This is a genomic window from Corynebacterium meridianum (assembly GCF_016342265.1).
GTDB classification, from domain to species: Bacteria; Actinomycetota; Actinomycetes; order Mycobacteriales; family Mycobacteriaceae; genus Corynebacterium; species Corynebacterium meridianum.
On sequence record NZ_JAEIOS010000015.1, the window covers coordinates 352,066 to 366,869 of the forward strand.

A 14,804-nucleotide genomic window follows, 5' to 3' on the forward strand; every position below is an offset into this window, starting at 1 on the left:
AGCCCACGTCCGCGCTCGATCTGCACCGCCAGCTGTTCCTGCTGGAGATGATCGGGCCGGGCCGCGGAGAGCGGTGCAGTTGTGCTCACGGCCATCCACGACATCGACCCGGCGGCCCGCTTCTGCGGCGAGCTGCCCGTGATGAAGGACGGTCACGTCGTCGCACAAGGGAAACCCCGCGCGGTTCTCACCCCGGAGCTCCTGGCCGCGGTGTACGGCGTGGATGCGGGGATCCTCGACCACGGTGGAGTCCGCGGGCCGGCCCCGGTCGCAGTCAGAGCGGGACCGTCCGGATAGCGAGAGAACGGCGCCCCCTCCCTGCCCGGGGGAGGAAGGCGCCGTTCTCGTGGTGGCCGGTGCACGGTCGGCGTACACCGGCCATGGATCAGCCTGCGGTCGTCGTCAGCGGCACATTGAGGTCGAACACCGCCACGCCGATGGTCATCACGAGGACCGTGATCAGGACCAGGGCGATGAGGTTCAGCCAGATACCCGTCTTGACCATGTTGTTCATGGACACGTACCCGGAACCGTAGGCGATGGCGTTCGGAGGGGTGGCCACGGGCAGCATGAAGGCCGAGGTCGCGGCCAGTGCGACCGGGATGGCCAGGTACATCTGGTTCATGCCCAGTCCGACGGCGACGCCGCCGACGACCGGAAGGAAGGTGGCCGCGGTCGCGGTGTTGGACGTGAACTCCGTGAGTATCAGGACGATACCGGCGACGACGAGAATCAGCAGGAAGATCGGCAGATTGTCCAGGTAACCGACGCGGGTTCCGATCCACTCGGAGAGACCGGTGCCGGAGAACTGCTTGGACAGCGCGAGTCCGCCGCCGAAGAGCAGCAGCACGCCCCAGGGCAGCTCGAGGGCGGTGTGCCAGTCGAGCAGTGGCGTGCCCTTCTTCAGGTCCGCGGGGATGATGAACAGCAGGATACCGACGACCATGGCGATCACGGCGGAGCTGAAGTTGCCCGCGAACGTCGTGCCCTTGAACAGCAGCGGGATGCCGATCCAGGAGGCGGCGGCGAGAACGAAGATGATGCCGACGAGCTTCTCACCGGTGGACATCGACCCCATGGCCTTGAGCTCCCGGTTCATCATCTCCCGGCCGCCCGGGATGTGGTCGACCTCGGGCTTGAACAGGATCTTCACCAGAACGAACCAGCAGATGAGCATGAGGACGACGGCGAGCGGCACACCGACGAGCATCCACTGACCGAAACCGATGGGATGTCCCTGATCCGCCATGTAGCCGGCGAGCAGTGTGTTCGGCGGGGTACCGATGATGGTGCCCAGTGAGCCGATGGACGCGGCGTAGGCGATGCCCAGCATCAGGGCGATGCCGAAGTTCGTCTTCGGCGGCTCCGCCGGACCGCCCTCGGAATCGTCCAGGGCGGCGGGATCCTCGCCCAGTTCGTGGCGTCTGTCGGCGTCGAGGCTGTTGTTGATCAGGGTGAGCACGGAGACACCGATGGGCAGCATCATCACGGCGGTCGCGGTGTTGGACACCCACATGGAGAGGAACCCCGTGGCGACCATGAATCCGAGGACGATCGTCGCGGAGGAGGTGCCCATGGCCTTGACGATGTGCAGGGAGATGCGCCGGTGCAGGTTCCAGCGCTGCATGGCGAGGGCCAGCATGAACCCGCCCATGAACAGGAAGATCACCGAGGAGGTGTAGGCACCGGAGAACTCCTTGATCTTCGCCACGTTGAAGGCCGGGAACAGTACCAGCGGCAGGAGCGCGGTGATCGGGATCGGGATCGCCTCCGTCATCCACCACGCGCCCATCAGGACAGCGATGGCCGCGGTGGCACGCATCTCGTGGGTGGTGGAGTCCTGGGGCATGATCCAGTAGATCAGCGCCGCCAGGATCACACCGGCGACGAGACCCGTCCGCTGCCGGATCATCTCCTTGCGCTCGGCGGGTTCGGCCAGCTGTCCCGGGGATTTCTCGGGTGCGCCGGGACCGATGTCGTGATGTTCGAACGGGTCGACGTCGCCATGTGACTTCGCTGAGAGATAGGGGTGCGACACGATGGATTCGTGGTCGCCGATGTTGTCGATCGGTTTGGACATGGTGCCTCTTTCAACTGCGTACGTCACAGCGGGTGCCTGCGGGTGGTTGTCGTTCCACGGCGACAGCGGAACCGGACCTCCGGACCGGGATCGGAGTCTGGTTCCGAGGCGCGGTGCAGGTACTCCGTCTGCTTTCGGGGCGAGACGGTGTGCAACCTAAATCTAACGTGAGGGCCTGTTTGACAGTTAACAATCGACTCTGCAGTATGGCGCGGGTCTCTGCGGTGTGGCGAAACCGGTGGTCAGTGCCGCCTAAAACCGGAATAACGGGGGTGTTGAAAGGGGGTGATATTTCCTGTGTGGATGCTGTTGATGAGCTGATAGCCGGGTCCGGTGTGAACCTCCGTGCCCACCGTTGGGTCGGCCGGCTCCGGGCCGGCGTCCGGAGGAGTCGGCGGGTAGCATCGGCACAATGGACACCGCTGATTCCGGAGCACGAGAAAGCAACGAACCGAACACCGTCACCCCGCCGTTGGCGGCCAGACATCCCGTCATCCGGGAGCACCACGGCTATCGTCTCGTGGACGACTACGAGTGGCTTCGGGACAAGGAATCGCAGGAGACTCTCGACCACCTGCGCGCGGAGAACGCCTACACCGACGCGATGACCGCCGACCTGGAGAACCTGCGGGAGAACATCTTCGCCGAGATCAGGTCCCGGGTTAAGGAAACGGACATGTCCGTCCCCACCCGTGCCGGCGGCTGGTGGTACTTCGGTCGGACCGTCGAGGGGTCGAGCTACGGCATCTCCTGCCGGGTGCCCGCCGAACCCGGGGCCGACGCCTGGGTGCCACCGGTCATCCCGGAGGACGGCACGCTCGAGGGGGAGACGGTCATCCTCGACTGCAACGAACTCGCCGAGGGGCACGAGTTCTTCGCCCTCGGGGCATCGAGCGTGACCCGTTCGGGCCGTTACCTCGCCTACTCGGTGGACACCGCCGGCGACGAGCGCTTCACCCTCCGGATCAAGGACCTGCAGACCGGTCAGCTCCTCGACGACCAGTTGGAGGGCATCTCCTACGGTGCGACCTGGGTGGGCGAGGACTACATCTTCTACCAGCGCGTCGACGATGCCTGGCGGCCGGACTCCGTCTGGCGGCACCGGGTCGGCACCCCGCCGGAAGGGGACGTGCGCGTGTTCCACGAGCCGGACGAGCGGTTCTGGACCGGTGTCGGAACCTCCCGGAGCGAGAAGTTCGTGCTCATCAGCACCGGATCCAAGACCACGAGCGAGACCTGGGTACTGGACATGGACGACCCGACGGGAGAGTTCCGGTGTCTGCTCCCGCGCGAGAACGGCATCGAGTATGACGTCGACCACGCCGTCATCGACGGCGAGGACCGCTGGTTGGTCACCCACAACGCCGACGGTCCGAACTTCGCCGTCGGGGAGTGTGCCGTCGGCGAGCTCACGGACCTGCGTTCGCTGCGCCAGCTGGTGCCGCACCGTGACGACGTCCGGGTCGAGGGCGTGGACACCTACAGGGACTTCATCGTCCTGGCCTACCGCGCCGGGGCCATCGGCCGGGTCGCGGTCATGCGGCTGGATGACGCCGACGGGTACGGCACCTTCGAGGAGATCCGCTTCGACGAGGAACTGAGCAGTGTCGGCGCCGGCGGACAGCCCGAGTGGGACGCCCCCGTCATCCGGCTCAGCTACACCTCCTTCGTCACCCCGGCCCAGCTGTACAACTACACCGTCGCCACCGGCGAGCGGGTGCTGCTGAAGGAGCAGGAGGTGCGCGGCGGCTACGATCCCCGGGACTACACGGCGACCCGCCTGTGGGTCACCGCCCGCGACGGCGCCCGGATCCCCGTGTCCCTCCTGCACCGCACCGATCTCGACCTGACCCGCCCGAACCCGACGCTGCTCTACGGCTACGGGTCCTACGAATCCTCCATGGACCCGGGTTTCTCGGTCTCCTGGCTGTCGATGCTCGACCGCGGCATGATCACCGCCTTCGCCCACATCCGCGGCGGCGGGGAGATGGGCCGCCTCTGGTACGACAACGGCAAGACGATGTCGAAGAAGAACACCTTCACCGACTTCATCGACGTCGCCGATGATCTCCTCGACCGCCGCGTGACCACCCGCGACCAGCTCGTCGCCCTCGGTGGATCCGCCGGTGGTCTGCTCATGGGCGCGGTCGCGAACATGGGCGGCGACAGGTTCCGGGCGATCGAGGCCGTGGTGCCCTTCGTCGACCCCCTGACCAGCATGCTGATGCCGGAACTGCCGCTCACCGTCACCGAATGGGAGGAATGGGGGGACCCGCTGCACGACAAGGCCGCGTACGAGTACATGGCCTCCTACGCCCCCTACGAGAACATCGGGGCGAAGCCGTACCCGAACATCCTTGCCGTGACCTCGCTGAACGACACCCGGGTGCTCTACGTCGAACCGGCGAAGTGGATCGCGAAGCTCCGTACCACCGCGACGGCGGGCGAATTCCTGCTGCGCACGGAGATGTCGGCCGGACACGGTGGGGTCTCCGGTCGCTACGAGCGCTGGCGGCAGACCGCGTTCGAGTACGCCTGGTTGATCAACCAGGCGACGGGCCGCACCGACTAGTCCGGAGTGACGCGTGCCGGCGTCCGGTCGTGCCCGGGTGGCGTGATGGTGCCGGCCCCGCATGGGGGTGATTGAGGGGGCTGCAGGGCAGGGGTATTTTCTGGCATACCCCCTGATTACAGCGTTTTTGCTGCCGCGTCTGAGCAGGACGTAGCGCGGGGTGGTCGACTGTCACCTTCGTGGCGTAGGAGATTCGGTTCCGGGGGCGTTGCTCCGGGGTGTCCGTGGGCGTACTGTCACCACATCGCCGGGCGAACTCCGGCCACGTACCAACCCACCACGGGCCGGAGCCAGTCTCCGGCCCCGCTCATGAATGGACTTCCCATGACGCAATCCGGTTCCCTGCCCGTCGCGCAGGGTCCCACCGCCTCCGGTCCGCGGATCGCCGAGCCGAAGACGAAGAAGGACAGCACCCACTGGCTCTACATCGCGGTCATCGTCGCCGTCGTCGCAGGCATCGCGTTCGGTCTGATCGCGCCCGAGGCCGCCGCCGGTTTCAAGGTCGTCGGCACGATGTTCGTGTCCCTGATCAAGATGATGATCTCCCCGGTGATCTTCTGCACCATCGTCCTCGGCATCGGCTCCGTCCGGGCGGCGGCCTCCGTCGGCAAGGCCGGCGGCATCGCGCTCACCTACTTCATCACGATGTCCACCTTCGCCCTCGGCATCGGCCTGGTCGTCGGAAACCTGATCCAGCCCGGTGACGGCCTGAACATCGAGGCCACCCGGGACGCGGGACAGAGCTTCGCGTCCAAGGCCGAGCACGGCGGCGGCACCATCGGCTTCATCCAGTCGATCATCCCCGAGACGATCTTCTCCGCGCTGACCTCCGGCTCCGTCCTGCAGACCCTCTTCATCGCCCTCCTCGTCGGGTTCGCGCTCCAGTCGCTCGGGCGCACCGGGGAACCGATTCTCGCCGGCATCGCGCACCTGCAGAAGCTCGTGTTCAAGATGCTGACGATGATCCTGTGGCTCGCCCCGATCGGCGCGTTCGGCGCCATCGCCGGCGTCGTCGGCGCGACCGGAATCGACGCGGTCAAGCAGCTCGCGATCCTCATGATCGCGTTCTACATCACCTGTGTGATCTTCATCTTCGGTGTCCTCGGCGCCGTGCTCCGTGTCTTCGGCGGATTCAACATCTTCAAGCTGGCGAAGTACCTGGCCCGCGAGTACCTGCTCATCGTCGCTACGTCGTCCTCCGAGTCCGCCCTGCCGAACCTCATGCGCAAGATGGAGCACATCGGCGTCGAGAAGCCCACCGTCGGCATCGTCGTCCCGACCGGCTACTCCTTCAACCTCGACGGCACCGCGATCTACCTCACCATGGCCTCGATCTTCATCTCCGACGCAATGAACAAGCCGCTCGCCATGGGTGAGCAGATCAGCCTGCTCGTCTTCATGATCATCGCGTCCAAGGGCGCCGCGGGCGTCTCCGGTGCGGGTATCGCCACCCTCGCCGCCGGCCTGCAGTCCCACCGCCCCGAGCTCCTCGACGGCGTCGGCATCATCGTGGGCATCGACCGGTTCATGTCCGAGGCCCGCGCGCTGACCAACTTCTCCGGAAACGCCGTGGCCACCCTGCTGGTCGGCCGCTGGACCGGGACGATCGACAGCCAGCGTGTCCATGACGTCCTCGACGGAAAGATCCCCTACATCGAGTCCGAGGTGGACGACACCGTCGACCTGAAGAACCCGACCGTGGTCAACCCCGCCACGGAACGGCTCCAGCCCACCCCGCAGGTGGACCTGGACGCATACCGGAGCCACTAGACTCGGACGGTATGAGTTCCCTCCACCACATTCCCGTGACCACGCTCGACGGCCGTGACACCACCATGGCCGACTGGGCCGGCCACGTCCTGCTCATCGTCAACACCGCCAGCGAGTGCGGTCTGACCGGACAGTACGAGGGGCTGCAGGACGTCTACGACGAGTTCCGCATGCGCGGCTTCTTCGTCATCGGTGTCCCCTGCAACCAGTTCGGCGCGCAGGAGCCGGGCGACGCGGGGGAGATCGCCGAGTTCTGCTCCTCGACGTACGGAGTGTCTTTCCCGCTGCTCGCCAAGACGGACGTCAACGGGGAGAACGAGCACCCCCTCTACACCTTCCTCAAGAAGGAGACCGGTGGGGAGGACATCTCCTGGAACTTCGAGAAGTTCGTCGTCGATGAGGCGGGAGAGGTCCTCGGGCGCTTCGACCCCCGGACCGATCCGGAGGACGACGAGATCATCGAACTGATCGAGGCGAACCTCCCGATCTGACCGTGCGGGGTCTTCGGCAGGCGAAGGGCATCGTCGCCGCACGCGCCGGGTGCACCGCACCCACCCCACCCCCGTACGGTGACTCCGGCCCGGCCGCCCGGTGAAAACCCGGTGAAATGCCGCGGACTCCCCGGTGACATCACCCGGCGGATGGCTCTGAACTGCGGAAATGGCGCCGGCCACGCTCCCCGGGCATTGATACCGTGCTGCGGTACCCCCGGGCGGAACAGCTCCCCCGGAGGCAGCCACCCACCGGACCAGCCCAGGGGACCCGAGAATGCCGCACGCCGCACGTCCTTCGCCCGGTCGAGCCGAGATCCGTGGTCTCGACCGCCGCACCTTCCTCCGGAGCACCGCCCTCGCCGGCGCGGCACTCGCGGGAACCCGCATTGCGTCCACGATGCCGGTCGCGTACGCCGATCCGGCCACCCCGGACGGCTCCGCCTTCCTGCACTCCGTCGCGTCCGGTGACCCACTCCCGGACGCCGTCATCATCTGGACCCGCGTCACCCCCACGCCGGAGGCGACCCCCGGCTCCGGACTCGGCGACAACACCACCGTGCGATGGGAGGTTGCACTCGACCCCGGGTTCAGCCGCATCGTGCGCGGCGGCAGCGAACACACGAGCGCCGCGTTCGACCACACGGTGAAGATCGACGTCACCGGACTGGCCCCCGCGACGACCTACTTCTACCGCTTCACCGTCCTCGACGGTCCCTCCGCCGGTTCCGTGTCCCGGACGGGCCGCACCCGGACAGCGCCGGGACGCTTCGACCACACCGCGAACGTCCGCTTCGGTGTCACCAGCTGCGCCAACTACGAGGCCGGCTTCTTCCTCGGCTACCGGGACATGGCCGCCCGCGACGACATCGAGTTCGTGCTGCACCTCGGCGACTACACCTACGAGTACGAGACCGGTGGCTACACCGGGACATACGGCACCGTCGCCCGGCCCGTGCAGCCACCGCACCGGACGGTGAGTCTCGCGGACTACCGGATCCGGCAGGGCTGCTACCACCGGGACCCGCACCTCGCGGATCTGCACGCCGCGAAACCGATGGTCTGCATCTGGGACGATCACGAGTTCGCCGACAACACCTGGCGGGCGGGGGCCACGGGCGACAACGAGTGGTCCGGCGCCGAGTTCGCCGCGCTCAAGTCGGCCGCGACCCGCGCCTACTTCGAGTGGATGCCGGTACGTACCCAGGGTGCCGCGGACGACCGGCACCTCTACCGCACCCTGCGGTGGGGCAGGCTCATGGAACTGATCATCCCCGATCTGCGCAGCTACCGGGACGTCCAGATCGAACAGGGGCCGGCGAACGTCACCGATCCGGACTTCCTCCGAGCGGTCGGACGGGACTCCCGTTCCATGCTCGGGCAGACCCAGTTCGACTGGCTCACCGACGCGGTGACCACCTCGACCGCCCAGTGGCAGATGATCGGCAACGAGGTGATGTTCGCGCCGCTGACCATCCCCGACACCCTCGACCCCGTCATCCACGACTGGCTGGTCAACCAACTCGGGATCCCGACCAACGGGCTGGCCGTGAACACGGACCAGTGGGACGGCTACATGGCCGAACGGCAACGCCTCATCGACGCGATCGTCGCCGCCGGGCGGAATGACGTGGTGTTCCTCACCGGTGACATCCACACCTCGTGGGCCGCCAACATCCCCCGCGACGCCTTCACCTACCGCCGGATGCGCGGCGGGGAGGCGGCAGCCACGGAGTTCGTCGCTCCGTCGATCACGGGTGCCTCCGTCTTCGACGCCGTCACGGACAACCGCGCGTACGAGGCGGTCACGGCACCCGCGATGGTCTCCGCGCAGCTGACCCTGCGGGACCTCGACCCCTGGTTCAAGTGGATCGACCTGCGCTACCACGGGTATCTCTGCATCGACGTCACGCCCGAACGCACCCAGGCCGACTGGTTCCACACGGCCACGGTCCTCGATCCGGACGCCCCCTCCTACTGGGCGCAGAGCTACGCCACCGCGGCGGGACACCCCGGGACCCACCGGGTGGACGCCCCCGTCGACGTGGTCCGCTCCGCGTTCGGGTGAGGAGGGGGCGCCTGCCGACAAAACAACGGTGACCGCAGGTGCGCTGTCGTTGTAGTGTTTTTTCGCAGAGGAACATTCACGGACCCGGTACCGGGACCGTGTAACCACGGTGCGGTCCCCGCACCTTCCCGGATTGGGAGATCCCCATGACAGACAGTGCCCCCGCACTGCAGTGGATCGACGTCGACGGCTATCAGCTGGCGCTGGATGGCGGGGAGATCCGCTGCCGCAACGCCCGCGGAAAACCGCTGAAGACAATCCCCGCCAAAGTGCGGAAGACGGAGGCCTTCGACTCCCTCACCGCCACCCGCGAACTGCTCATCCGTCACGACGAGAGATGCCGTTCCACGGTCCTCGGGTGGTTCCTGAACGGCGACGAGGTCCCCCTCGCCCTGATCGCGGCCGTCTGGGAGGACAGCGCCTGGCGCCACTGGCTGGCCGGTCTCCTCATCCACTCCGGCACCGTCACCGGTCTGCTGCACGAAATCGATGGCCGCGGGCTGCACCTGATCGGCCCGGACGGCGCGATCACCACCCTGGCCGTCACCGGCACCGGGACGCTGAACTTCCCGCACCCGGCCGAGATACCCGGAATCGCCGCCTGGCGCGAGCTCGCCACCGGAGCGGGAATCCACCAGCACACCGAACAGCTGTTCCGCGAGACACACCCCAGGCCCGGGAACGAGGAGACGCTGCGTGCCTCCCTCGGCGCCTACGCGGACGGCACCTACGAGGAAACCTCCGAGCTCCTCGAACGCGCCCGCGACGCCGGGTTCGTCGCCGGCCTCGACGGTATCCGCGTCACGGTACGGGAATCAGGTGAGCTGACCACAGCGGTCCTCGAGTTGAGGACCTACGGACCCGACGACGGTGCGGACCTCGACCACCTGTACTTCGAACGCGACGGGCGGACGATCAGCCCGGAGTACGTCGGCCCCGTCGCCTACTCCGAGGCGATCCGCATGGGGGAGTACATCCACGCCGGCAGCACCCCGGAAACCGAAACAGACGGATGGTAGCGCCATGGCCGACAGAGAAACGATGTCCACCCCGCACGCCGTCGACCCGGAGCTTGACCGCGGCGCGATCCTACCCCCGGAAACGGAAGCACCAGTCAACACCCGGTCTGTCCCCCTGATGGCCGCGACCTACACTTCTCCCGCGCACACCATCGTGCGGCTCGTCGCGGAGCCCCTGCTGGTGGCCGAGGACACTGCCCTCGCAACCCAGGGGTTCACCCGCACCCGCACGGCCGGAGTCGGACAGATACGTCCGACGGCGATCGGTTTCCCGGCCTGGCCGATCCTGGTGGACCCGGGCAACGCCCGCCAGACCCTGAACCTCGTGGGCGACGTTGAATGGGCGCGCCGGGTGGCGCACTCGCGCCCCGGGGACGTGAAGAAACGCTTCGAGAAACTCGCCGCCGAACTCATGGCCTCGGCCCCACACCTCGTCCCGCCGCTCTTCGAGGAGATCGCGCGGATCCTCCACGACGTCGGCAACGACGCGCTGGCCCTGCAGTTCTTCGGCCGTGCCCGCGAGATCGAACGCGCCCACGACGTTCCCGTCGACCCCGACCGCCACCGCGCCGTATTCACCGAATTCTCGTCCCTGGGCATCGTGGGTGCCGGAGAAATGACCGCCGAAGCCGAGTCCGCCGTCCGGCGTTTCGCGGACCCCGGGGACGCCTTCGACTACCTCCTCGAGCTCAACACGGCCCGGATCGCCGTGGGCGGCCGGCCCCCCTACGCCGATCTCGCCCGTGATCTCCGCGACGTCGGCGCCGCCGCGGGGCTTGACCCCGACCGGGTGGATGAGCTGCTCCTCGGGAACGTGATCGGACTCGCGGCCGTTCGCCGGGCGCCGGCGGAGTTCTTCGACTCCGTACGGGACTCCCTGATCCGCCACATCGGACGGCACCCGGAGACGGCGTCGTGGTTCCTCGAGGTGCGCCCCCGCGAACTCGGGGTCGACGACTACCTCCTCCTGCTCCGGGACAGCGGGATCTGGCGGTCCGTCACCGCCGATCCCCGAGCCACCGGTGACCTGCTCCTCCGCCTGGTCGACGAGCTTCGCGGCGGTGCGGCCGGGGAGGTACCCGCCACCCCGCACCTGATCGAGGTCATCGACGCCTGCCACGACGCACTGGCGGGCAGGCGAAGCGGTTCCCGCGACCTCCGGAGCCTCAGCCTCGACCTTCTCGACGCGCTGTGCGCCGCCGGAGTGGTTTTCGCGCCCCGGTCCTTCCGCGACCCGGTCCGGGCCGATTCCCTGGACGAACCGTGGCTGTGCTGGCTGGAGGGTGAGCATGAGGACGCCGGGCAACCCCGCAGAGATCTGGGCCACCTCGCCGCCGACCCGGTCCTCGGGCCCGTCGCCGCCCGGAGCCTCGACCCCGGTTTCCTAACGCACCACGCCGACACCGTGCTCGGCCACCCCGGCGCGACCGCGCTGCTGAACATGCGGTTGACCGACTTCGCCGCGGAGCGCGCGGCCGCCACGGGGAGCTTCGAGGCGCTCGAGCGATTCCTCGACGGGCCGGTCAAACGACTGCGGGACCCCAGGATCGACGAGTCCAACCCCGGTGCGATCGAGCGCATCTTCGCCTTCGATCGGGCCGAGGAGCTCGCGGCGGCGCTCCGCTCCGGAATGGCGGTGGAGTACACCTTCCCCGCCCTGGAGGAGGCGGTGGAGCGCGTGCGTACCCTCGCCGCCGACACCGACACCCGCCGCACCGTGCCCGGTGGCTGGGAGTTCGATCCCCTGAAGATCCACGAGAGCTGGCCGCTGCACGCCGTCAGCTGCGGCGGATTCGTCGTGGTGTTCGACGGCGACGGCATCGTGTGCGAGTTGCAGGTCCCCGGGGAGGTCGGCGAGTTCGTCGGTGTGCGGACGGTGGGCAACCGTGTCCGGGTCAGCTACAAAGCCCGCCACGCCCACGAGGAGAGTGTCTTCTGGAGCGGCGACGATGCGGGGCACGACACCGGGGAGCTCGTCACGTCGGTGGAGGGTTCGGCCAGCTGGGAGATCGACGCCGGCAGGATCACCGCGAACGGGCTGATCACCGACGGCGATGTCACCGCGAACCGTTGGCAGTCACCCGTGCTGGTCACCCCGTCGGCCGTCGTCGGCGTGCGGTCCCTGGTGCACCACGCCTGCCCGCGCTTCGATCCCCGGACCGGCGAGAGTCTCGGGGAGATCGACCTGCGGCTCTGGCCCGAACGCCTCACCGAACTCGGCGTCCCCGTCGGCGACCTCGACCTGGGTGTTCTTCCGCCCGCGGTGTGGGAGTTCCCCGCCGACCCCGACGCGGACCGGGACACGGTGCACAGGATGGAGTATGCCACCTGTCTGCCCGTCATCACCGGCACCACGGCGGACAGCCTCACCGGGCACTGCGGCGGCTGGCACCTGAACTTCCCGGTGGATCACGGCCCGTTCCACCACATCATCGGCCCGCTGGGGACATTCCGTATTCCCCGGGACCGGCGGCTCAGCCCGACCACGGCGATCGCCCGCCCGGGCGGGGGAGTCGTCGTCAACTGCGCCGACGGATTCATCGACGCGGACACCGGACGCAGGCTCCCACTGAGTCTCGAGGGGGACGGCCGCCACAGCTACCTCGACCATCTTCCGGACACCTGTCTCCACTTCCTCTCCGCCCGCGATGAGACCCTCAGCACCAGGTTGCGCACCGTCACCGCGGGCGATGTCGCCCCGCTGCTCGACGACGGTCTCACCCCCGGTCACCGGCGCGAACTCATCGCCGAGCGCCTCGGAACCCGGGACGCGGTGGTCATCGACGCCATCGACGGACTCGTGCGGCGCAGCGCGGAAGTGGCGCGGAAGATGAACGAGATCCACCCCCCGGTCGACAAACAGGTCCGGGTTCCCGACATCAGCGAGGACCTCGACGCCTACATCCACGGGTACCTGGGGACCGGTGGTGGCGGGCTCAACAACTACGGGGCACTTCTCACCAAGCTGGGGCTCGCCATCCGGCGGAGTGAGCTGCACAGCTACGGCTACGAGGAATGGGACCGCATCAACTGGGGCATCGGCTTCATCGGCAACGAGCGGGCGCTCGCCGCCCTCGTCGCCGCTCCGTGCCTGTCGCCGGAGCTGCGTCGCGAGGCCGTGGGGTTCGTCCGCTCGCTGCTGAAGGCCGGTCTGGTGTGCAACGGCTGGCGCTACGTCGAGGTTCCGGCCGACGCCGTGGAGTCCACCGGGACCCTGTACGAGGGCTGGCACGACGACTGCGTCGTCATCAGCTACAGGTACGACCACGACTGCACCGGATCCACCGGACGCGGAGACCGGATCGTGCTGCTCGCGCCGGAGGACAAGCGGCACTGGATGGGGGTCGACCTCGGGGACAGTGTGGACACCTCCCTGAGCGCTCCGGCACTCACCGCGGTGCTCGACGCCGTCGATGCCCGGGAACCCCAGGCGGCCGAGCGTCTGGAGGAGCTCCGGGCCGGCGTCGACACCATCGCCCGGGCGACCGGCGTACCCGCCCGGGTCCTGCTCCGGCTCCTCGTTGCACCCCTTCCCTCCACCCACCGGGAGACGAAGGAGGAACGCGCCCTGCTGGGGCTGACCGTGCAGCAGTCGAAGACGGCGCGCGAGATCATCGACCAGTTCGAGCCCGAGGAGTGCGCGGCGATCCTCGCCGCCGCGGTCGACCCCGACGACCCCACGGCATTCACCGCCGGAAACCCGGACACCGATGCTGTGGTCGCCGCGATCGGCCGGGTCCTCGGCGAACCCGCGGTCCGACTGACCGATGCGGACCTGGACCTTCTCGTCGGGAGGCAGACCGACCCCGAGGAGCGGAACATCCGACGGCTGCTGCGGGGCGGGGAGGTCGTCGACGACACCGGTGTCCGCGACAGCTATCTCGGCCTGCTGATCACCATAGCGGTGGAGTGCTCCATCACCGTCGACGAGGCAGCCTGGATCGCGCGGCAGATGAGGGCGGCCGCGGACTGGGTGCGGCGGTGCCCCGATACGCGGCGGAGGGAATGGGACCAACTGGTCCCCGTCCCCGGGCCCGACAACAGCTGGGAGCTGGTGGACGACCAGCCAGTTCCCGTTCTCGCCCGGATCATCGCCGCCGGCGGCATGGACGATCTCATCAGCTGGCTTGAATCCGGCGGGTTCCCACCGGACCCGCGCCGGTGGGATCCGGTGGTGGCTGTCCCGCACCTGGTGCAGGAGGTGGCGGAGACCAAGGGACTGGGCACGGACGCGGCCCGCTACTGGCTCGAGCTCCTCGCGTTGACCGCCCCCGACGACAGGCTCATCCGGGAACTCAACGGGTGGACCGGGAAGGACCTCGACGCAGCCGCCACCGAGCTGCTGCAGCGGGGACTGGTGATCGAGGCCAAGCGGAAGGGTGCCAACCGGGCGAGGTTCCTCCCCGGGGGCTGGCTGGAGGCGTCCGGCCCCGACCGCCCGATGGAGGTGTGGAAGGCCCCCCACCACCTGCTGTGGGAAGACGACTGCGTGCACGGCATGATCCCCGGTTGTCCGCAGGTCGTTCCCCCGGCTGAGCTCTACCTCGACGTCTGGGAGCGCATCCGGGGTGGCGATGAACCCGGTTACACCGAGCTCCGCACCGGCGCCTACCTCCGGAAGCGCCGGTAGGCGCCGGGGCAGGTCACCCCGCGCCCCGGCGAACCGGCCCCGGCCTATTTCACGGGCTGCGGTCGCCCCCTCCGTGGAACCGCCACGACAACGGCAGAGGTGGTGTAACGCCGTTTCGCGAATACCCCCTGGCAGCTGTGTGAATGCCCCCGTCAACCGGTAGTCTTGGTGCCG

Annotated in this window: 8 protein-coding genes; 7 read left to right on the forward strand and 1 reads right to left on the reverse strand. The window is 68.2% G+C overall.

The features are described from left to right. The first annotated feature begins 81 nt into the window (after positions 1 to 81). Complete coding sequence (locus JDV75_RS12055; protein WP_232958474.1) at positions 82 to 297, forward strand: ABC transporter ATP-binding protein; 216 nt, start codon at positions 82 to 84, stop codon at positions 295 to 297. A gap of 88 nt (positions 298 to 385) precedes the next feature. Here JDV75_RS12055 and JDV75_RS11570 read toward each other — a convergent pair whose 3' ends face one another. Next, positions 386 to 2,080 carry an SLC13 family permease gene (locus JDV75_RS11570; RefSeq protein ID WP_198739386.1) on the reverse strand — a complete coding sequence of 565 codons (1,695 nt, stop codon included), beginning with the start codon at positions 2,078 to 2,080 and terminating at the stop codon, positions 386 to 388. 412 nt (positions 2,081 to 2,492) lie between these two features. Here JDV75_RS11570 and JDV75_RS11575 point away from each other — a divergent pair, with 412 nt between their 5' ends. The 6 genes from JDV75_RS11575 (at position 2,493) to JDV75_RS11600 (ending at position 14,630) form a co-directional block, all read left to right on the forward strand. Continuing rightward, positions 2,493 to 4,652, forward strand: a complete 2,160-nt coding sequence (locus tag JDV75_RS11575; RefSeq protein ID WP_198739387.1) for a S9 family peptidase — start codon at positions 2,493 to 2,495, stop codon at positions 4,650 to 4,652. A gap of 324 nt (positions 4,653 to 4,976) precedes the next feature. Beyond that, complete coding sequence (locus JDV75_RS11580) at positions 4,977 to 6,422, forward strand: cation:dicarboxylate symporter family transporter (protein ID WP_198739388.1); 1,446 nt, start codon at positions 4,977 to 4,979, stop codon at positions 6,420 to 6,422. Positions 6,423 to 6,433: 11 nt separating this feature from the next. Then, a complete protein-coding gene (locus JDV75_RS11585) occupies positions 6,434 to 6,913 on the forward strand; it encodes a glutathione peroxidase (protein WP_198739389.1) in 480 nt (159 codons plus the stop codon). Between the two features lie 277 nt (positions 6,914 to 7,190). After that, positions 7,191 to 8,981 (forward strand): alkaline phosphatase D family protein, encoded by a 1,791-nt coding sequence (locus JDV75_RS11590; protein ID WP_198739390.1) that lies wholly within the window; start codon positions 7,191 to 7,193, stop codon positions 8,979 to 8,981. A 146-nt stretch (positions 8,982 to 9,127) separates the two neighbouring features. Beyond that, on the forward strand, positions 9,128 to 10,000 hold the full coding sequence (locus JDV75_RS11595) for a DUF4132 domain-containing protein (protein WP_198739391.1): 873 nt from the start codon (positions 9,128 to 9,130) through the stop codon (positions 9,998 to 10,000). A 4-nt stretch (positions 10,001 to 10,004) separates the two neighbouring features. Further along, positions 10,005 to 14,630: a hypothetical protein gene (locus tag JDV75_RS11600; RefSeq protein WP_198739392.1), complete on the forward strand. Its 4,626-nt coding sequence runs from the start codon at positions 10,005 to 10,007 to the stop codon at positions 14,628 to 14,630. Positions 14,631 to 14,804 lie beyond the last annotated feature (174 nt).

Bases quoted from the DNA above. Each gene is read 5' to 3' on its own strand.
- JDV75_RS11600 (WP_198739392.1), top strand. From the start codon at position 10,005: ATGGCCGACAGAGAAACGATGTCCACCCCGCACGCCGTCGACCCGGAG.
- JDV75_RS11575 (WP_198739387.1), top strand. From the start codon at position 2,493: ATGGACACCGCTGATTCCGGAGCACGAGAAAGCAACGAACCGAACACC.
- JDV75_RS11590 (WP_198739390.1), top strand. From the start codon at position 7,191: ATGCCGCACGCCGCACGTCCTTCGCCCGGTCGAGCCGAGATCCGTGGT.
- JDV75_RS11585 (WP_198739389.1), top strand. From the start codon at position 6,434: ATGAGTTCCCTCCACCACATTCCCGTGACCACGCTCGACGGCCGTGAC.
- JDV75_RS11595 (WP_198739391.1), top strand. From the start codon at position 9,128: ATGACAGACAGTGCCCCCGCACTGCAGTGGATCGACGTCGACGGCTAT.
- JDV75_RS11580 (WP_198739388.1), top strand. From the start codon at position 4,977: ATGACGCAATCCGGTTCCCTGCCCGTCGCGCAGGGTCCCACCGCCTCC.
- JDV75_RS11570 (WP_198739386.1), bottom strand. From the start codon at position 2,080: ATGTCCAAACCGATCGACAACATCGGCGACCACGAATCCATCGTGTCG.